Origin of the sequence: Streptomyces lincolnensis, from assembly GCF_021173675.1 — a bacterium.
In the GTDB taxonomy this organism is placed as follows: domain Bacteria; phylum Actinomycetota; class Actinomycetes; order Streptomycetales; family Streptomycetaceae; genus Streptomyces; species Streptomyces lincolnensis_B.
Window position 1 is genome coordinate 318,268 of the sequence record NZ_JAIHON010000004.1, and the last position, 19,625, is coordinate 337,892.

A 19,625-nucleotide genomic window follows, 5' to 3' on the forward strand; every position below is an offset into this window, starting at 1 on the left:
GACTCCTTAGAGGGCCGCGCCCGCATCCTCGACGACCAGCATCGACAGGGAGCCCGGCAGGTAGCGGACCATGCCGTATGTCGCTGCGGCCCGGCGGGTGTTGAGCGCGACGCCGACCGTGATCGGTCCGGCCGGGGGGTTGTTGATGTAGCAATTGATGTCGAGGCCGGTCGCCGTGTTCGAGTCGTCGTCGAAGGTCGTGCTGAAGGCGTCGCCGACGAGCGTGTTCGAGGTGGTGACTGTCGTTCCGGCCGCCCACCGGACGGTGGTGTACGCGCCTTGCTTGGCGTAGCGGAGGGTGGTGCTGTCGCCTGTGCCGTCCGTGTCGACGGCCGCGATTCGAAGAACGACCTTGTAGCAGCGGCCTGCCTCGGCCGTGAACTGCTGCGTGTAGACCATGGTGGCCGTGTCGCCGATGTACGACGTGGTGGAGAGGGTCTGCATGGCGACGACGCCCTTGGCAGCCTTCTCGTTGTGCGCCGAGGTGCGCCAAGCGGTCCAGCCCGCCGCGTCGTTGCCCGTGCGCGTCCACTCTTCGACCGTGGTTGGGCTCAGCCGTAGCCACGTCTGGTGGGCGAAGGTGCTGCCGACAGGGTGGACGGTTCGCAGCGTGCCGTACTTGCCCCCGGTACCGAAGGCCCATCCGCCGGCAGCGGCCTCCGTCTCGTTCATCGTCAGCGTGGACACGCCGAAGGGGTACGTGCTGGGCAGAGAGCCTTGCGTGTAGTTCGCGGGAATGAGCTGGTTGTCGAAGCCGGTCTGCCGCCAGGGGGACCAGCCTGCCCCGCTGCCCGCGCGCATCCACGTCTCGGGCGTGGTTGCGCCGGAAACGCGGTGCCAAGTCTGGGTGGCGTCGCCGCGCAGCCTCCGTGTGACGAGGATTCCCCACTTGCCCCCGAAGTCCCAGCCGCCGGACGTGGCTTCCGCGTCGGTCAGGTAGAGGGTCGAGGTCCCCTCCGGGTAGGAGGCCACCGCGGTCGATTGGGTGACGGCTGTGGCAGTCAGCTGGTGGTCGAAGCCGACCTGCCGCCAGGGGGACCAGCCGCTCGCGTTTCCGCCTCGAACCCACATCTCCTGGGCGGTGGTGTTCTGGTGTACCCGGCGCCACGTTTGCGTGGCATCGCCGCCAGACCACGTGCGGGTGGTGACGTACCCCCACTTGCCGCCGAAGTCCCAGCCGCCCGACGTGGCGGCGCTGGCACTCAGGTAGAACTCGACCGCCTCGTTCTCCGGATAGCCGGTGGGCGGTGTCGCCTGCGTGATGCCGCCAGGGTCGATGACTCGGGCACCGGGAGGGGTGGCCTCCGAGTTGCGCTCCAGTGAAGAGACCCGCGACTCCAAGTCCTTCTGCGCGAAGGCGGCAGCCGCTTCGGAAGAGAGGGGGGCCGGGTCGCCCAGGGTGGCGCCGAGCCGGTAACCGTCCGAGTCGACCTTGAGGACCATGCCCGTGACGACGGCCGCCATCTCTGCGCCGCCTACGATCACGGACACCCGGTCGCCGAGGAACCAGTCCCGCCCGAAGTCAAGCGCACTGTCTTCCATCGGTACGGCCTGCGCCGCCTTGATGGTCGCGCCGCCATCGGCAAGGGCTTCGGTGCCCTTCTGCGTCAGCTCGGCCGTGTCTGTCGAAGATCGCTCGTCGATGAACTCCTCAATCCGGCGGCCCCAGTCCGTCTCGGCCGCGATCGAGTCCGCGCTGTCGACGCCGACGAACAGACGGTTCGACCCGTCTCCGTCGCCGCCCACGATTACCCGCGTCTTGGCTGGTGTCGAGACCGACACCCGCTGTCCTGCGAGGGTGTTGTTCACGACGCCGAGGCGGGCTTCTGCCGTGCGGTCGGCGACCGCGTACGTCTCGAAGACGAGGTTCGAGCCCCGCTGGACGATGCGGAAGCCGAGGCCCGCAGGCTCGGCCAGTTCCTTGCACAGCTCGCCGAGCTGCTGGAAGCGGGCGGACTTGCTGAGGATTGAGCCCCTCGCGCCGTTCGTGCCCATGGTGAGTCCGGTCCGGCGCCGGGTGGCCGGGGCTCCCGGACCGCAGTTCGCGTTGACGTAGTAGTGCATGAGCGACTCGGCCGTGTCGGTCCGGTCGTCGTAGGCGCGACTCTGTGTGGCAGCGTCCCCGTTGGCCGGTTCGGGCCAGGCGAGCATGTCCGCCAGGATGATTGTGTCGTCAACGCCTTCGACGGTCAGCGTGCCGAGAGGGTCCGTTGCGGTGACGGCGTTCTCCGTCTTCGTCACCGGCCCTGAGAAGAGAACGTCTGTAGGGCCAGTCACGATGATGCCGGCGCCGGGCGTGGACAGGACGGCGGCGAGCGGATGCTCGGCGTTCAGCGACAGCTTCCAAGTGCCGACGTTGTTGTGTACGTCCTCCGCGTCCATCGTCAGGAGATCCGCGGGGATGGCACCGACGCGGGTCAGTGTCTTGTCGCGCACCTCGACGAGGAGATCCTCTTGCCGCACTAGATCACCACCCACTTACGAGGCCGCCACGAGCACACGATCTTCGATGCGGACGTGGTGTTGAGAAGCGAGGCCGTCGCCGTCGAGACACCGGGCAGGACTGACCAGAACTGAGGGGCGGCAGCCAGGGACGCGTACCGGTTCGCTCCGGTGCTGTCCTTGACCGTGCCCGCCCCCATGTCGACGATCAGCTTCTGTCCGGCCGTGAGCGTCCCCGTCCAGTGCAGGGTCTTGCCGGCGGGGCTGACGGCCTTGAAGTTGTCGCCCGGCCCAGTCACCTCCCACACGGGGAAGGCGCTTACGTCGCCCTCGTTCGAGAGCTGCACGGAACCCATCGCCTGTGACGAGGCGAGCGGTATGGACGACATGGACGACAGGAACGCGCCTGCCGTCGCCCCGCCGATCGCGACCGTCTGCGGGGACTCGGCGAGGAAGTACGGGCTCGGCGCCCGCAGGGTGATGACCGTCTGAACGTCACGTGCGCCCGCGCCCGCGTCCATCTCGCCGCCCCCGATCCACGCAACCGACGTGGACCAGCGCGCCCCCTTGTTGTCGACGTACGTCAGGGTGAGGCCGCTCTCGTCCGCGAGGACCCGCGCGAGGCGGGTCACCAGTTCGGACAGGTGCTCCCGGTCCCGCCCCACGATGTCGAGGGGGATGTCGATGTCGCGGGGGAGGACGCGCCGCCCACGGTAGGCGGCGCCGTCCCCTGCACCTTCGAGCCACTGAACGGAGAGCTGGGGCAGGCCCAGGCCGGTTGCCCCTGCGAGTGCCTGAAACCCCAGTCCCCCCGCTTCGAACCCGTCCAGGCTGAGCCTGTCCGAGGACGAACTCAGTTCCAGCTTCACCAGCCGACCATCCTTGCCCGCGAGGCAGCCGCGAACAGCTCCTCCTCGGACGAGAGGGAGCTTCCGGAACCTGCGTAGTAGTTGAGAACCTTCGTCACGGCCTGGCCCGAGCCAGCCACCGAGAGGCCGCCGGAGACAGCGGCTGTGACCTCGCGCGACGCCCCTGAAGTGGCGCTCTCAGCAAGGGCGTTGGTCGCCCGTTCGACTCGCCCGCGCTCGTCCATGACGCCGAGGCCGAAGCCCTTGCCGACGAAGTTGCCGAGCTTGCGGAAGAGGCGGCTCGGGCTGTGGATGTCCAGCGCCTTCTTGATCGCGTCGACCATGGCGTCCGCGATCTTGAGCATCTGCTTCTCGATCGCGTCTTGCTGGGCTTCCAGACCCCGGACGAGGCCCTCGGCCGCCTGAATCCCCGCGTCGTACATGTAGTGCGAGGCGGTGGACCCGGCCTTCGTGGCGTACTTCTCCAGCTCCGATTGGAGAGCGTTGATCTCGGACACACCAGATGCGCCCGCGTTGGCGATGGCCTCGGCTGCGGCGAGTCCGGCTTCCGGTCCGGCCATGGCGATCTGGTCGAACGTCGTCTGATTCAGCCCGAGCGACTTGAGCTTCTTGAGCACGGCCGCGAACCGCTTGGCTTCCTCGACCGCGTTCTTCAGCGAGTTCGAGATCCCGGTGAAGGTGGCGTCATCGACCTTCGTCACGTCGCCCGTGTCGATGACCCGGTCCGCAACCTGCTTCGCGTAATCGGCCATCTGCTCGCGGAGCTTGTCGAGCTTGTCCCGCGCCGCTTCGAGCTTCTTGGCCCCGGTCTCCCACTGGGCGGCCAGCTTGAGAAGCTGAGTCCGGTCCTTGTTGATCCGGTCCTTGAGGCCCTTCGAGGCGTTCTTCGGGATCTTCGCCGTCAGCTCGTTGAGCGACTTCTTGACGCTGTCGTACTGCGACTCAAGGCCCTTGATCAGGCCCTTGATGATGAGCTGACCCGCGTTGTAGAGGAGCTTGGCGTCCTTGGGCGCCGGGCCCTTCCAGTCCGTGAGCTTGCTCGTCAGGTCGCCCAAGGTTGACTTGACCGAGCTGAACATCGACTTCAGACCGTCGATCAGGCCGGTGATGATCTTCTTACCGGCGTCGACAAGCAGGGACTTCGCATCGGAGAAGATCTGCTTGATGTTCTGCGGGAGATCCTTGACGAACTTCACGCAGTCGGCGACCTTCTCAGAGAAGATCTTCTTGACTGCTTCCCAGGCGGTACCCGCCTCGGACTTGATCTTTGCCCAGGTTTCGCCGAAGAACTTGATGATCGCCTGCAATGCCGCGCCCGGAGCGTTCTTCAGGGCCGTCATGAAATTGGCGAAGTTGGTCTTCGTCGCATTCCAGGCGTTGACTGCGGCCGTCTTCACGGCGGTCCAGGAGTTGTCCCAAAGGCTCTTGATCGCGGTCAGGAGCTTCTTTCCGGCGCCGAGAATTCCGACACTCAGGAAGATTTGGAACAGGCCCTTGATGGTGTCCCAGAGGCCGGAGAGGAACGTCTTGACGCCGCTCCACATCTGCTTCAGACCGTCGAGGGCCATTCCCCAGTCGCCCGTTATCAGGCCGACGAAGATGCCTACGATCGTCGTGAAGTAGCCGACGATGTAGTCCCAGACGCCGACGAAGATGTCCTTCAGTCCGGTAAGGACATTGGCCACCCCGTCGATCGCCATGACGAGCGTGTCGAGGAACAGGCCCGCGACGAACTCGATCGCTGGTGCCAGGATCGGCATCAGGAAATTGACGAGCGCGAGCAGTCCTTCGAGGAGAGGCTGAACGGCCTCCATGACCCTGCCGAACGCTTCCGCGATCAGCGGCAGGAACTCGGCGGCGAGCGACTGAACCACTGGGATCAGCGGAAGGATCGCGGCCGTGAGGATCTGCAACAGGATCTCGATGACCGGCTGAAGCGCGGCCGACATCGCGGCCAGCGTCTCGACGATGATCGGGATGATCGGAGCGAGACCCGCAACGAGCGCGTCGACCAGAGGGACGACGGCCTCGACCACGGTCATGATGAGCGGGGCCAGCGCGGCGACGACGCCGCCCAGGGCCTCGCCCAGGAGACCGATCAGGGGCTCGATCGCCGGGGCCAGCATCGTGAACGCCTCGGAGAGAGGCGTCAGGACTGCCGCGACCAGCGGGCCGAGCATCGTCAGGAACGCGCCGACCAGGGAGAGAGCCGCGCCGAGGGCCTGGCCGAGCGGGGCCAGCGCCGGGGCGAGGGCTTCCACCGCGGCCTGGACGCCATCGAAGAGGGCGTAGAGCCCGACGAACACCTCGGGCTGGTTTAGCGCGGCAGCGATGCCGCCCAGAGCGGTGCCGAGGATCGTGCCGACCTGTGGCAGAAGCACGGTCAGCTGGGTGGCGAACTCGCTGAAGAACGCCTTCACTTCAGCCCCGCCGACCGAGGCCATGTTCGACATCGCCTCGTGGGCTGCGGAGAAGAGGCCGACGAGCTTGGCCTGTACGCCACTGCTGTCGACGGCCTCGTGGACCCCGGCGAGGGTCTGGCGGACCATTCCGAGCGTGGAGCCGCCAGCCTCATTGGCTGCGCGGGAGATGCCGGCGAAGATGCCGCCCACCTCGTACAAGATCCCGCCGAGATCCTTCAGGGCCTGAATGCCCTGGTCGATCTCCTCGCGAAGACCCGACTCGCCCTTCTTGTTGAGCCAGGCGTTCGCCTTTTCGGAGACGTTGACGAACCACTGCGCGAGCTGGGGGAGATAGCCTGCGCCGACCTCTCCCAGAATCTTGATCATGTTCGCCCAGGTGGCAGTGCCACCCGTGGCGATGTCGATCGACTTCGAGAGGTCGTCGAACATGCCGCCCAAAGCAGGGGCGACAGTGGAATGAATCGCGGTGGCGAATCCGCCGAAGAACTGGCCGAGTTGCGTCGAGGTCTTCCCGAACCCGGCTTCAAGCTCGGGTATGAGGGTGTCGATCAGCTCCCGGATCGGCGCCTTGGCCTTGGCCCAGAAGTTCTCGCTGATCAGATTCTGAAGCTCGGAGAACTTGCCCTTTACTTCGGGTAGAACCTTGTTGAAGTCCTTGAAGGCGGCAACCGTAACGCCAAGGCCGATTGCCATTCCGCCGAGAATTCCCGGCAGGGCGAGGGAAGTTGCCCCGATCTGCGCCAGTGATGCGGACAGCGTGAAGAGGTTCGAGGCAGCGCTGATACCCCACCCCGACAGGCCCGCTATCGCGGTCGCCAGGGTGCCGATGATCGGCGCCGACCGGTCGAGGTTCTTGATCGAGTTGCCGAGGCGCTCGAACATGTCGCCCAGGACCCGGGAGCCCGACAGGGCTTGCAGCATGGCCGTAGCCGATGCGGCGGCCGAGAGCTTCACGCGCGGGACCAGCTCGACGATCCGGTCCCGCGAGAGGGTCGCCATGTGCGCGATCGTCGCGAGGATGCCCGCGCGGGAGACCTCGGGCTCGATCTTCGCCTTGAGGCCGTCGATCTTCTCCTGAAGGTCTTCGACGTCCCGCTCGACCTTGCGCTTCTCCATCGCGTCCAGCTCGGGCGTGATCTTCGCCTTCAGCTCCCGCATCTGCTCGAAGGAGGCTTCGAGCTGCCGCTTCGTCTGCGCGACCATCTGCTTGTCGAGCTTCGGCCGGACCCTGATCGCGTCCATCTGAGCCTGAATCTCGTCGCGCGCGTTCTGCGCGGCTTCGCGATCCGCGGTGACCTTCGCCGTGATCTCGGCGTTGAGAATGGCCTTCAGGTCGGCTTGGGCGGTCAGGAGAGACCGCTTGTCCATCTTGACCTTGATCTCTTCCCGGCCCATTTCGGCGAGCTGGTTTTCGAGCTGCTTCAGCGCGCCCTCGACTGAGGACATCGACTTCTTGTCGACCTGAAGGTCAAGGGTCAGGTGCTTCTCAAGGCGGGCCCGCGCCTTCTGGAGAGACTTCTCGTCCATCTTGACCGAGAGGTCGATCTCCTTGAACTTCGCGAGTTCCGCGTCGATCCGCGCGATAGCGGCCTTTACCGAGTTCGAGGAGCGGGGGTCGAACTTCAGCTCCAGGCGGAGAAGCTGTTCCAGCTTCTTGCGTTCGGCTTCGAGGGATTCCTGATCGAGCTTGACCTTGATGTCGACGGCGCGAAGGTCGGAAAGCTCGCGGTCGATCTGGCTGATGGCCGCCTGAATGGAGGACTGCGAGTCCTTGTCGACCCGAAGCGTGATGCTCCGGATCTCGTCGAGGCGCTCCTCGAACATGTCGACGGCCGCGTTCAGGTCGTCGGTGTTGATGCCGATCTCGACATCGGTCTCGCCGAGGGCCTCGATCGCGGCGCGCACCTTGGCAACGGCCGCCATGACGGAGCCCTGCGAGTCGAGGTTCACGCCGACGTGCAGGTCCCCAAGCTCGGACTGTGCGTCCTGACCGGCCTGGCGAGCGGCCTGCACCAGCTGCCGGCCGCTCGCGTTGAACACGATCTTGTGGCTGTTCGCCCGCTGCTGGTATGCCTGCGCGGCCTTCCTGACCTCGGAGGCCATGCCGGTCAAGTCGAGCTTCGTGTAGAAGCGGATCTTGCGGGAATCGGTCTTCTTGTTGTCCGCGTTGATCGAGCGGACAATTTCGAGAACGTCCGCGCGGGCACCGGACGCGTCGGCCTTCGTGCGGATCGTAAGCGCGAGATCGTTCTCGATCTTTTCGAGCTTCTTCTTAAGGTCTTCCTTGAACTCGGAAGTATCCGGCATGACCTTGACCGCGATCCGGCCGACTATGTTCGCGTCCGACACCCAGTTACCTCCGCTGAAAGTGCTTGTAGATCTCAGCGACCGAGCGCGGCTTCTTGGCCTTCTTCTTCTCGGCCTTCTTCGCCTGCGGCCTCGGATAGGCGGGAATCTTCGGGGCTTTGCCCTTGCCCCACTGGCCGGTCGCGCGCGTGTTTTGGTTAATCGCGTCAAAGAGGTCAGCCGAAATATGCCGGTCCTGACCCCAGCCGAAATGCTCACGGCCGCCAGACGCGAGGGCGATCGTGAGGGAGGTGTCGGGGAGCCTCTGAATCAGGAGGAGGACGAGCGCAGGGGAAGGCCCCCGGCCCGCTATCACCTCGGCGAGGTCAACGCCGTAGTGAAAGAGCAGGTCCGGGTAAAGGCCCTCTGCGTATTCGTCGATCAGTCCTGCGAGGCCGAGGCTTCCCCCGCCTGAGTGCTCTCGCCGTAATGGGCGAAGATCTCGGCGAGGACCGCGAGGTCACCACCCACGGTGTCGAGGAGCTTCTCGGCGGCTTTCTCGGACTCGGCAATCGTCCGGATCGCGTCGGCCAGAAGCTCGGCCTGATCGGCGTCGTCGGCGCCCATCTTCTCTTGAACGGCCAGGAGCGCGGCACGCCGCGTCTTCGACAGGCGGAGCGGGTTGACGAGTCGCGCGGTGTCGTCGCCGAAGGTGATGTCGGTCGAGCCGTACTTGCGCTCGGCAGCGGCGCGGATGTCGTCGAGGGAGAAAGAAGCCATGGGGTTTGCGGACCTCCAGAGAGAAGAACAAGGGGAGAGCGGCGGACCTGAGAAGAGGGGGGAAGCCCGGCGCGGGCGGGTCCGCATCACACCCGCGCCGGGGGTCATCAGGCGGCCTGGCCAGCGACCCAGGCGGTTCCGTTCCAGTACGCCTTCGAGGCGTCGCCGAGAACGACGTGCTGCCCGGTGGTCCACGCGCTCGACGGGGTGGCGATGACACCAGCCAGACCGGCCAGGTTCGCCGGGGCCACAGAGCCGTCCGGGCTGAAGGAGCCGGGGGTGCCGGCGGAAGCGCCAGTCGCGAGGGTTCCGCCCAGAGGCGTGATCGCGTAGGTCCAGACGTTCGAGCCGAAGGCCATCGGCTTCACGCCGAGCGGCAGGCCCGCGAGCGACTCCGTGTCGGAGATCGCCATGTCGTCCGCGCGGTAGATCTCCGCGCGCGGGGCGTAGAAGGCGAAGTGGTTGTCTCCGTCGATGAAGACCGCCAGGAACGCCGCCTGGGTCGGCTCCGGGTCAGTCGGGACACCGACCGAACCATCAGGCAGAAGGGGCGCGTTGGCGCCGAAGTACAGCTTCAGCGCGGCCGTGTCGAACTGCTGGAGGGTGAAGGTCATGGTCTCGGTCCGCGCGCTGTACTTCGTGCGGAGCGACTTGTTCTGAAGCGACCCGATGGTGGTCGCCTCGCCACCCTCGGAGGTGATGCCGAAGATGTCTTCCAGGGAGGTGTGGCCGACGTTCTGCCACGGGCTGACCGGGGTCAGAAGGTCTGCCGGCATCGCCGTACCGACCGGGGCGGTCAGGTAGTTGCCGGACCCGACGACAAGGGTTGCGTTGTCGTTGATCGCCAAAGAGAAACGTTCCTTCGTTCGGGCATGAAAAAAGGCCCGCACCCCCGAAGGGGCCGGGCCTTGCCTCTGCTGCGCTTATTGGGGGATGTAAGGGCGAGTCCGCGGCTTGCGGATCTGCACGTCGTAGATCGACTCGTAGCGCCAGATCCCCGTGGGGAGGTCGGCGTACTGGACCGGGCCCGTCGCGGTCGCCCAGTCTGTTGCGCGTCTCGGCGCGGAGTTCAGGTCCACGCGGATGATGTGGCCGAGGCGGGGATAGACCTTCTGGTTCAGCCAGGCGTTCCGCATGACGACGCGGACGGCCTCGCCGAGGATCGCTGCGTCCTCGTCCCCGTTCGGGTCCGGCGCGAACGTGTTGATGACGATGCGGGCCGCGTCCGTGAAACGGGTATCGCCCTGCCATTCACCCCATGTCGGGTCGCGGCGGACCAGGACCAGCGGGAACGTCTCGTGGGCGTCGACAAGGGATTTCACCCGCACTCCGGGCAGCCCCTCGCGCAGTACCGCGAGAAGGAGATCCTCGACGGGGGACAGCTCCGCCATGGCCTTGATGTGGTCGGGGAGTCCTGCCATCAGTCGAGGTGCACCTTCCCCTTGCGCTTCTTCGGGAGGTTCGCGGCGCGGGCCAGGATGAACAGGCCGTCAGAGGCCGGGATGACGTCGAGGTACGTCGTGCCGTCCTTGCGCTTCTTGACGACGACCGACTCGGCGCGGCCGTACTCGATCGACAGGGCGGCCTTCTTGCCGCGCTCGTCGTCGAGGATCACGTACTTGTCGACCTCGCCGTCCTCCACGTCGATCGAGGCGTGGCCTTCCTGCCGGTGCTGGAGAAGCAGGGCCTCGGCTCGCGCGGCCACTTCGAAGCGAGCCTCGTCGAGGGCGTCCTGAACGACGGGCAGGAGCGCGACCAGCTTTTCGAGCTGCCGCTTCCCCTTGCGCTCGTAGATCTCTGCCATCAGGGCCGCTCCCGAATGTCGATCGACCAGTGCCGGGTGCGGCGCTCGCCGTGGTGGTAGGCGGGCGGCGTGACGATGTCCCACATGCGGCCCTGGTACTCGACGCGGGACCAGAGGGTGACGCCCTCGACATGGGCGTCCACGATCATCCGCGTCACGTTGATCTGCTGCTGACCGGGGACTTCGGCCTTGCCGCTTCGCTGCGGGATGAAGGCCGCCTTCACCGTGACGGGGTGGTCCTCGTCCACGGTGATCACCGTGTTGCCCCGGTTGTCGACGACTTCCTTCGTCCGCCACACGCGGGCCGTCTGGCCGCGCCTTCGCTGCACGCTCACCAGGGGCTCGCCGCGTCACCGAAGAGGGGGAAGCCGTCGCCGCCGTAGTCCACCGGTACGCATCCGCCGGCACCCTGCTTGGGCTTCGTGCCCCACGCGGAGACGACCACGCTGGAGATGCCGCGCTTGCGCCCGGCAAGGTCTTCCAGGAGCCGGATCTCCTCGCGCGTGAAGTAGACGGACCCAGCGTCACGGCCGTGCGCGTCGGACCACGCGAGGGTCTCGTCCCCGGCCCGGCTCTGCGTGTAGCCGTTCGGGTTGCGCAGGTACCTTGCGGCAGCCTTCAGGACCAGCGTGCGCACCAGGCGCGGAACGGTCTCCTCGGGCCAGTCGCGGCCGTAGGTGGCCGCCAGGTCGGAAGCGTCGTCCAGTGCGCCGGCTGCGATGCGCAGTTCGTCTTCGTCCAACTCCCAGTCGAGGCGGCCCTTCAGTTCATCCAAATTTGCGTACGGAACTGGGAACCTCCGTTATCGTTTTCCGTGAGGGGGTGCGATGAGAACCGTAAAAATGGAGCGCGGAGGCGAGTCGCTCATCACGAGCAAAAGAGACTGGCCGATGAGGGACACGGGAGAGGGGTTTATCGCCCACGAAAGCGACTTGGGTGACGTAACAGCCACCGACTTGCAGGCGGCCCTCCGGTCCTACTGCAAATACACGTGGGGCGATCCTTGCGGAGGCGAGGTAGATCTCGCGGTGGCAGATGTACCCGAGCAGTATTTGGATGATGAGGCGCCGCCGAGCGGGATCGCGTTTTCTCTGGCCGATGGGCAGCTTCGCCTGTCTTTGACGGTTTGGCTCGATGACTATCTTGATGAGGGTTATGACGACGGAGAGGCAGAGGCCTACAAAGAGTCTCTAACGCTCATACTGGAGCGGGTTGGATGCGAGCTGCTTCATTTGGGGGCTCATCCGAGTACCGGCTCTGCTCCACCGTATTTCACTGAGATCGACATCCGTACGCCGATTCGTGGCAAGAGCCTGGCCGACCTGCACGCGATCGGCCAAGACGTGCTCTCCTTCATTGATGCACTGCAAGGGGGTGTACTCACCAGGGAGACCGCCGTCAGCTTGCTCAGGGCGGAGAAGGGTGACCTGCTAATCGGTCAGCCCGAGGGGCCGTGGCTGGATGTAAAGGTTGACCACTACGATCTTTCCGCACGCACAGGAAAAATTTCCCTTGCTCAGGCGGTGGCTCGATTCGCGAACGCTGAGCACGGCGGTGTCATTGTGGTCGGGATGAAAGCGAAGAAGGTTCCGAGCGGCGAAATCATCAAGGCTGTGCAGCCAGTTCCTATGGACGCTCGGATGCAGAGGAAATATGAGATCGCGATTGAGCAACACCTGTACCCGCCCCCCGAATACTTGAATATCGAGCTGGTACCCCACGGTCAAGGCATGCTTGTCGTGCTGAGCCTGCCTCCGCAACCGGAAGAGCTGAAGCCGTTTCTTGTCCACGGAGCCATCGTCGACGGGTCGGTTGAGGGGGCATTCATCAGCATCGTCCGTAGGCGCGGAGAGGCATCAATCCCCATCACAGCCCCAGCGATCCACGCGACGATGGCCGCAGGGAGGGCGCTCCTGCGGCGCGGCGAGGTGCGCGGGCTAGACGAAGAGACGTAAGCCCGCGCCTCCCAGCATCCGTCAGGCGTTGGCCGGGTCGGTCTCAGCCTTGTAGCCGGTCGGGGTCCACACCTTCGCGTCGGAGATGCCAGTGATGGTGGCCAGCTCGGACGCGGCGGCCGGGTAGTTCGAGGAGCCGTCGAGGGCCAGCTTGATGCCGCGAACGAAGTGCTCCTGAGTGGAGACGATCTCCTTCTCATTGACCGCATCCCAACCGACCAGGACATCAGTCACGGAGCGGAAGCCCGCGTACGTGTTCACGACGGAACGATCCTGCATGTAGAGCGGGTCGTAGTCGCGGACCCATCGCAGAGCGATGTTCTCGAACGAGGTGGTCGCGCCGTACGGAACGGACTGCGGGACGCTCGGGGCGCCGGACAGGAAGATGAACGCGCTGGACGCGAAGGCGTACGCGGCGTCGGCCGGGATGGTCTGGTCGACCACGATGCGGAAGCCCATGCGGTCGCCGATGCTCGCGAGGCGAAGGGCGGACTCGGCCTCGGCGTCGCCGACGTTCTGCGCGAGGTTGAGCTTGTCGTCGTTCAGAAGCGCCGACTCGAACTCGGTGCCGACGAGGAGGTAACGGCCTTCCTTCGGCGCGTGGAACGCGTTCAGGATGCGCCGGGCCTCGATGATGGCACCGCGCAGGTTCGCAGCCGAGTTACCGATGACGGCGTTGTACGTCTGGCTGGTCAGGGTCTTGACCGCCCGGCGCTGAAGACCGCGCGCGACCGCCTTGGACTGCGGGCGCAGGAGCTTCGACCAGTTGTCGATGTCGAAGTCGTTCTGCTCGTCGGTGAGCTTGACGGCTGAGTACACGTTGCCGCCGAAGGTCACGGCGATGGTCCGCTCCGCGTACTCGTCGAAGACGATCGGGCTGGAGCGGTCGTTGCGCCACGCGTAGTCGTGGAACGGAAGGATGCCTTCAACCTTCATGGAGATGGTGTCGTTCTCGGCACCCTTGAACTGGTCGACACCCTGCTTCTGGAACAGGTTCGGGATGAGCAGCTCCTGCTCAAGCATCCCGACGGCGGTGTTCACGAGCTTCTGTGGCTTGACGACCTGGTGCTGTGCGGTGGGCAAGTGGTGCTACCTCCGGAGGCATAAGAAGGCCCCCGGCCGGTTGACTCGGGGGCTGGATTGCTGAGGCTCTGTCAGTGCGGCTCGGGCGGAGCACCGTGATCGTCCAGGATTTCGCGGGCCGCGTCGATGAACAATTCGGTAGGAATGTTCAGCATCTCATCAATGTCGTTGAATCTCTGATCCACTTGATCCACCACCTCTTCTGTGGGAGCGGATCGTGAGTGGTAACTCATTAGGTTAACCCGGAACGTGAAATCACGGGCATGGCGATATGCCGTGGTGGCAGGCGTGACAATGTCCTCGGGGCCCTCAACGCAGACTCGTGCGAATAGGGAGTTGAGCTCTGTGCGCCGCGCCGTCAAGGAGTTCTCGAACTCCCTGACCTTGTCATCCTCATCGGCAAGCAGAGCGTGAAGGGCAGCGTGCGCGTCAGTGCTCAGGTTCTGCATGAAAGCGATGAGAGCGGAGTAGGCGACGCTTCTTGGCTCTCTCCGATCCTTGAGGTGCTCGAACCGCACCTGTTCTCTCGCGATGGTCTGCTGTCCCTCGACTTGCCATCGTGCCTGGCGTCCCGCCCACCATCCCGTGGCGAAGGCCGCCCCTCCGGAGCCAATTGCCCCCACCGCCGCACCCAGTACGGCCGCCAATCCCGCATCCATCGCGCCATTCTGCACGATGAGGTTCTGCTGTGCGGGCCAGGTGTCGTTGGTTAGAAGCGCCTAGTTCGCCGCGCGAGCTTGCGCGGGTCCATCTCTCCGTCGTCCTCGTCGGACGGGTCGAGGCCGCCACCCAGGGAAGTCGGGGCCGCAGGAGCGAGAAGCGCCTGAAGGGCCTTGGCGTCGGTGTCGAGTTCCTCGGGCGTGCCGCCCTGAAGGCGCCCGGCCAGTTCGGCGGGCAGATCGTACTTCCGGGCCACGGTGGCGACCAGGAGCGAGCGCTCCAGCTCGGCGTTCTTCGCCTTCACGTCCGCGAGAGCGGTCTCGACCTCCTTGGGCGTCTTCGCCTCGGAGAGCTTCGTCTCGGCGTCACGCAGCCGCGTGCGGTATCCGGCCGCCTCGCCACGGACCTTCACCAGTTCCTTGCGCGCCCAGTCGGGCAACTCGTCCTCGGAACTGGTGGACGTCCCGCCGGCACCAGCCTTGTCCTCCGGCTTCTGCTCCTCGTCCGGCTTCTGGCCGGGCGGAGTCTCGCCGGGCTTCTCCTCGGTCGGCGTCTCGTCAGGCTTCTCTTCAGGCACTTCACGCCTCCGGGGCTGTGTCAGTGGACTGCCGCGCCTCCTGGGCTGCGGCTCGCTGCTTGCTGCGGATGAAGCGGCGCCAGACGGTCACCGCGGCCTTTCCGCTGTGGCCCTTCGTGACCTCCGGCCACAGGGCCTCGTACTGCCGCGACAAGGCGGTCAGCTCGCTCGACTGGTACTGATCCCGGCTCCAGACCGGCATCGCGTAGCAGTGGCAGTTGTCGTGGTAGCGGTCGCCGTCGTTGAACGTGGCGGACTCGCGGCTCTTGTAGACCGGGCCCCGGCTGATCAGCATGGCGCACCAGCCGCACGGGGTGCCCGTGCGGGACAGACGTACGTATCCGAGGGCCCGCCGGTCGCGCGACATGTGCGTCCAGTTCGCCGACCGGCCGCCGTTCATCGCGACGCGCGAGGCGGCTGCGGCCTGCTGTGCGCCCGCCTGGCGGTGGGCCTCGTCGGGGTCGGCGTCTTCGAGGGTCATACGCCGGTCGAGGTTCGCGGTGCCGAGGGCCTCCAGCGCGATCCGGAGTTCCTCTTCGGCCTGGCGCTCGACGCGCTCCTCTTCCTCGCGGAGCCCTTCCAGCTCCTCGACGAGAATGCGTTCCCAGTCCGGGTCGTCCTCGTCGTCCTGGTCCTCGGCGTCGGTGCCGGCGGCTTCGAGAGTCTCTCCGCCCTCGCTGTCGAGGGCCTGCCCCGAGGTGCTGCCGGGCGCCTGGCCCGGAGCGTCCTGCGGGGTGTCGTTCTCGGCTTGCCGGGCGGACGAGGCTTCCCCGTCAGCGACGGTCGCGGCCTCGTCCCCCTGTTCGGTGGGGGGTTGGTAGTTGCCCGCGAGTTCGGCGAACTCCCTGCGCAGGTCCGCCAGGGTCACGTACGACGGTTCGGGGTGATAGGGGTCAGCGACCGTGCGGCCGGTCTGGAGCGCTCGGGCGAGCCGGTAGTAGGCCCGCGCGAGATCCCGGGACTGGCGGCGACGGCTCATGACGAGCGTGATTGCCTTGCGCAGCCAGGCGCCAGCCGTGGCCGCTCGCCGTTCGACCGGGACATCCGCCCACAGGGCGAGGGCCTCGGCCGTGGTCTGTGCGCCGATCTGCGTCAGCGCGACGTGGAAGGCGGCCGAGACTTCGTCGGTCTCGGCCTGCCTCGTCGCCTTGCTCATGCAGCCACCGCGACAGAATCCGCGGTGACCGAGGCAGGTTCAGCGGTCGCCCGCGTCAGTGCGGAAGCGAGCTGCCCCACCGAGTCTTCGTCCTCGGCGAGTTCGTCCCACTCGTCCAGCTCGGTTTGAGTGACGTTCGGGACGCGCTTCCACAAGCCCTTGGCTGGGATGCCGAGCTGCTCACGCAACTTGCCCAGCGCGTCAGCGGCCTGCGCCAAGGAACGCTGCTCCATGTCGCGCCAGATGACCTCGCCCTTGAAGTCCTCGGAGCCGTCCGCGCCTTCCAGCTCGGCGGCCAATCTGAAGACCCGTTCCCACGCTTCACCGAATGCCGTACGGAACTCCTGAATCTTGCGGGAGAGCGCCGTCTCCGCAGCCTGAAGGGCTTCCGCCGACAGGTTGGCTATCTGCCCCAACAAATGGTGAGGCGGGACTTGGGCGACGGCACTCAGGTGCCGGATGCTCATGTCGATCGACTCGATGAACCCGCCGAGCGGAGTCTCGTCGAGCGATCCGAAGCGAACGTCCGGGTCCTCCGCAAAAAGGAACCGCTTGGCGTTGTGGTTGATCGGCAGGGGGATCGGGTTGCCCTGCTCGTCGTAGACGACCTCGCCCGTCTCCGGATCACGCTGGACCGGCGGGGCCATGCCCGTGACGGTCCGCACCTTCACCGAGGCGTACGTCTGCGCGACGAGGAGATCGAAGATCGTCTGATTGATGCGGTTCTGGAGCGGGATCATCGGCTCGATCACGCCGACCGTCCGGCCTTCGAGGTCGACCGACGCCGCGAAGCGGGTCACGGGACACTCGCTCGCGCCGTGCCGCTTGCCCTTCCCCACGCGAACGCCGTCCGCGTCGTCCAGCGACTTGAAGGACACCGCGTACTCGGAGCGGCCGTCCCACATACGGGCAGTGCCGGCGGTCTCGCCCGAGGGCCAGGCCGTCACGGTCAACGCGCAGTATGGGGTGTCGTCGTTCGCCGGGTCTTCGTACAGCGCGGCCGTCCGCAGCGCGGACAGGCCCTTCGTAAGGACCGAGCCCTTCACCCGCTCGGTAAGCGTGAACGAGTGGCCGTACGTCAACGCGCCCTTGTAGACAGCCGATTGGCGGGCATCAAGGCGGGAGCGCTGCCAGTGTTCCCACTGGGGGGAGGTCAGGTCCGTTGCCGAGCCCTTGTTGTTCTCGTCGCCCGCCCGGTAGCCGTCCACATAGAGGGCCTGCGCCGGGGTGTTGACGAGGAGAGGCGTCCAGTTCGAGACGGACCTCTTCGCGAGGAGCCGGTACTCGTCGTCTGCCATCGCGGGCATGTACGGGTCGTCGTGACGGCCGTGAAGGTAGTCGTCGATCCGGGTCAGTCGCTCTTTGTCCCGGCCGAGGATGGCGAGGAGCTGCACCGCCAGGGAAGCGGGCGTCGGGTCGGCCATGGTTCACCGCCCTCGGTTACATGTTTACACTGCTACAGGAAGAAGCCCCGGCCGGTCCGCTTACGGACCTTCCGGCCACGGGCGCGAAGGTCGACCAGGGCCTCGTGCGCGAGCATCAACGCGGCGTAGGCATCGACCTTCTTCGGGCTTTCTCGGCTTTCCTTGCCGAAGCTCACGCCGTAGTTGTTGGTGCGCCGCCGCGCGTTCAGGACGTGCCGGCGGAGCTTGCGGTCGCCGTCGTGGGCGACCTTGCGATCGAAGATCGAGCGCATCAGGCGCTCGTTCGCGAGGGTCGACGCCTTCAGGCTGGTGCGCATGTCCCAGCCGATCGCGTCCTTGCCGGGCGCCTTCACGGCCAGGCCCTCGCCGTACGTCTCCGACCACTCGGAGATGTAGGACTCCCAGAGCGCCACGTCGGCGTACATGCCTCGTACCTCGAAGGTGCCGAAGGCTTCGTGCACGGCCGAGTCGACCTGGGCGCGGGGAACTTCCCAGTCCTGGCCCTGCGGTCCGTCCGGCTTCTCCCACAGGCCGAGCACGAAGGCGCACATGTCCTTGACGCGCAGGGCCACCAAAGCCGTGCTGTCGTCTCGAAGGCCACCGTCGAACCCGAGCGTGATCTCGTCACCGGGTTGGAGCTGCTTGTCGTCGTCCCGAAGAACGTCCCACTCGGCCGGGCCGAAGAGAGCGTCCTCACTCGCAACGATCTGGTTCAGCCACATGCGCCGAGAGCGGCTCGGAGCGATCGTCGTGTCGAGGATCGACTGAAGGATCGTCTCGACCCGCAGCCAGACTGCGTCACCGCGGATCTTCGGCAGGACAATGCGAATCGCCTCGGGCGTCAGCGGCGTAGCCGGATGCGCCTCGATCGAGTCGTACATGAAGCCGATGTCCGCCGCTCGGCCTTCGAGGATCTTCTCGAAGGCTTCGCGCATTCGCTCGGCCACGCTGTCCTCACCGGGGAGGAACGCGTTCGTGATCGCCAGATATCGCGAGTCCTTCTTCGTCGCGTTGCCGTCGATCGTCTCGTACATGCGGTCGCCGTTGTTGCCGGTGACCCAGTGGTGCGTCTCGTTGAGCACAGTGAACGTCACTCGCCCGCCTTCGAGGGCGCGGAACGAGCTGGTGACCGCTTCGAGTCTCTGCCGGCCACCGTTCGCACGGATCAGCTCGGCCCCGGCCTTGATGCCGTACGTCTCGATGAGCTTGTCGCTCATGAGGCTCGGCATCAGGGTCATGGTGTTGCGCGTCTGGTCGCGCGAGACGGCCGCGATCTGCACCCACGCCTGCGGGTGGGGTACGCCGACCGGCTGTCCGTCCGAGCCCCAGCGCAAGAAGCGGCTCGGGCCGACGAACTCGACGAGCGAGATCACGGCCAGGAGAGGGTCTTTGCCCCAGCCCTTGAGCCTCTGCAAGACGCCCTTGCGGTACGTGAACCGACCGGCCTCGTCGACCGCGTACCACCACAGCACGAAGCGGAGTTGCTCGCGCGTGAAGCGCCAGGGGCCGCCGTCCTCCGCCTTCAGGTACTCGGCGCACCAACCGGCGATCTGCCAACCGAGCGTGTGCTTGGGGAGCTTCCAGGAACCGTCCGGTTCCTTCGCCCAGGTCGGGCCGAGGAAGCTCGGTTCGAGAGCGTCGATCTCCTCGGGAGCCAGCGTGGGGATGAAACACACCCCCTACGAGCATCTGGCATCAACCAGTGTGGATGCCAGATGAGTTGGCTATACTCGCCAAGGTTGAAGAGCCCTATGAAGGCGAGAGGCGTCGGTGCAGATGACCGAGCACTACAGCGCGGCGGCAGAGATTCTATAGGCGCGCCTGGCCGGCGCTCTCCTGTGGCGACGCCCTATGGGCGGCGACGTCGTATATCTGACCGGTGGTGGGTGAACCCTGCCCTGGCTCAGATCGCGACGCTCCGGCAAAGCATGGGAGGGCCTTCCTTGTCTGCAACCACTTCAACCTGCGACCACCGCGTGTACCACGTAGTTGTTGTCGCCCTGATCTCCGTAACCACCGGTCTCGCTATCGGGATCGGCTTCGCCGCTCTCGGGCAGGCGCCGTTCACCGCTGTTGCCTCTGGTGCCGCGGTGGCGGCGTTCGTCTTCACGGCTGGCATGGCTGCGGTCGCCTACGTGAAGCGGCAGGCGTAGAAGGCAATCGCGG

The 19,625-nt window shown here is 66.0% G+C and carries 18 protein-coding genes; 2 read left to right on the forward strand and 16 right to left on the reverse strand.

The annotated features are described in order from the left end of the window. Nucleotides 1-6: 6 nt before the first annotated feature. The 10 genes from K4B79_RS12235 to K4B79_RS12280 form a co-directional block, all read right to left on the reverse strand. The gene (locus K4B79_RS12235; protein ID WP_445276258.1) at nt 7-2,478 is read right to left on the reverse strand and encodes a siphovirus ReqiPepy6 Gp37-like family protein; all 2,472 of its coding nucleotides are present in this window, start codon (nt 2,476-2,478) and stop codon (nt 7-9) included. Beyond that, nucleotides 2,463-3,311: a phage tail domain-containing protein gene (locus K4B79_RS12240; protein WP_232026542.1), complete on the reverse strand. Its 849-nt coding sequence runs from the start codon at nt 3,309-3,311 to the stop codon at nt 2,463-2,465. Before K4B79_RS12240 ends, K4B79_RS12235 begins: the two co-directional genes overlap by 16 nt. Beyond that, the gene (locus K4B79_RS12245; RefSeq protein WP_232026543.1) at nt 3,308-8,083 is read right to left on the reverse strand and encodes a hypothetical protein; all 4,776 of its coding nucleotides are present in this window, start codon (nt 8,081-8,083) and stop codon (nt 3,308-3,310) included. The genes K4B79_RS12240 and K4B79_RS12245 overlap by 4 nt, the downstream gene beginning before the upstream one ends. Nucleotides 8,084-8,087: 4 nt before the next feature. After that, nucleotides 8,088-8,396: a hypothetical protein gene (locus tag K4B79_RS12250; RefSeq protein WP_232026544.1), complete on the reverse strand. Its 309-nt coding sequence runs from the start codon at nt 8,394-8,396 to the stop codon at nt 8,088-8,090. A gap of 65 nt (nt 8,397-8,461) precedes the next feature. Beyond that, the gene (locus tag K4B79_RS12255; protein ID WP_232026545.1) at nt 8,462-8,800 is read right to left on the reverse strand and encodes a phage tail assembly protein; all 339 of its coding nucleotides are present in this window, start codon (nt 8,798-8,800) and stop codon (nt 8,462-8,464) included. A 107-nt stretch (nt 8,801-8,907) separates the two neighbouring features. Continuing rightward, a complete protein-coding gene (locus K4B79_RS12260; protein ID WP_232026546.1) occupies nt 8,908-9,648 on the reverse strand; it encodes a phage tail tube protein in 741 nt (246 codons plus the stop codon). A 75-nt stretch (nt 9,649-9,723) separates the two neighbouring features. Further along, nucleotides 9,724-10,221, reverse strand: coding sequence for a hypothetical protein (locus tag K4B79_RS12265; RefSeq protein ID WP_232026547.1), 498 nt, complete (start codon nt 10,219-10,221; stop codon nt 9,724-9,726). After that, entirely contained in the window at nt 10,221-10,604 is a 384-nt protein-coding gene (locus K4B79_RS12270; RefSeq protein WP_232026548.1) for a DUF5403 family protein, read from the reverse strand. The genes K4B79_RS12265 and K4B79_RS12270 overlap by 1 nt, the downstream gene beginning before the upstream one ends. Next, nucleotides 10,604-10,939, reverse strand: a complete 336-nt coding sequence (locus K4B79_RS12275; RefSeq protein WP_053196111.1) for a phage head completion protein — start codon at nt 10,937-10,939, stop codon at nt 10,604-10,606. The genes K4B79_RS12270 and K4B79_RS12275 overlap by 1 nt, the downstream gene beginning before the upstream one ends. After that, nucleotides 10,936-11,379, reverse strand: coding sequence for a hypothetical protein (locus K4B79_RS12280; protein WP_232026549.1), 444 nt, complete (start codon nt 11,377-11,379; stop codon nt 10,936-10,938). The genes K4B79_RS12275 and K4B79_RS12280 overlap by 4 nt, the downstream gene beginning before the upstream one ends. 52 nt (nt 11,380-11,431) lie before the next feature. Between K4B79_RS12280 and K4B79_RS12285 the strand changes: the two genes are divergently transcribed. Then, on the forward strand, nt 11,432-12,559 hold the full coding sequence (locus K4B79_RS12285) for an ATP-binding protein (RefSeq protein WP_232026550.1): 1,128 nt from the start codon (nt 11,432-11,434) through the stop codon (nt 12,557-12,559). A 21-nt stretch (nt 12,560-12,580) separates the two neighbouring features. Here the strand turns inward: K4B79_RS12285 and K4B79_RS12290 are convergent, their stop codons facing one another. From K4B79_RS12290 to K4B79_RS12315, 6 genes are all read right to left on the reverse strand, one after another. Next, a complete protein-coding gene (locus K4B79_RS12290; RefSeq protein WP_232026551.1) occupies nt 12,581-13,642 on the reverse strand; it encodes a hypothetical protein in 1,062 nt (353 codons plus the stop codon). Between the two features lie 71 nt (nt 13,643-13,713). Further along, the gene (locus tag K4B79_RS12295) at nt 13,714-14,316 is read right to left on the reverse strand and encodes a hypothetical protein (protein WP_232026552.1); all 603 of its coding nucleotides are present in this window, start codon (nt 14,314-14,316) and stop codon (nt 13,714-13,716) included. Between the two features lie 35 nt (nt 14,317-14,351). Beyond that, nucleotides 14,352-14,879 (reverse strand): hypothetical protein, encoded by a 528-nt coding sequence (locus K4B79_RS12300; protein WP_232026553.1) that lies wholly within the window; start codon nt 14,877-14,879, stop codon nt 14,352-14,354. A gap of 1 nt (nt 14,880) precedes the next feature. Then, a complete protein-coding gene (locus tag K4B79_RS12305; protein WP_232026554.1) occupies nt 14,881-16,035 on the reverse strand; it encodes a VG15 protein in 1,155 nt (384 codons plus the stop codon). After that, a complete protein-coding gene (locus K4B79_RS12310) occupies nt 16,032-17,459 on the reverse strand; it encodes a phage portal protein (protein WP_232026555.1) in 1,428 nt (475 codons plus the stop codon). The genes K4B79_RS12305 and K4B79_RS12310 overlap by 4 nt, the downstream gene beginning before the upstream one ends. Nucleotides 17,460-17,491: 32 nt before the next feature. Beyond that, a complete protein-coding gene (locus tag K4B79_RS12315; protein WP_232026556.1) occupies nt 17,492-19,135 on the reverse strand; it encodes a terminase in 1,644 nt (547 codons plus the stop codon). A gap of 267 nt (nt 19,136-19,402) precedes the next feature. Here K4B79_RS12315 and K4B79_RS12320 point away from each other — a divergent pair, with 267 nt between their 5' ends. Beyond that, nucleotides 19,403-19,612, forward strand: coding sequence for a hypothetical protein (locus K4B79_RS12320; protein WP_232026557.1), 210 nt, complete (start codon nt 19,403-19,405; stop codon nt 19,610-19,612). The last annotated feature ends 13 nt before the right edge of the window (nt 19,613-19,625 follow it).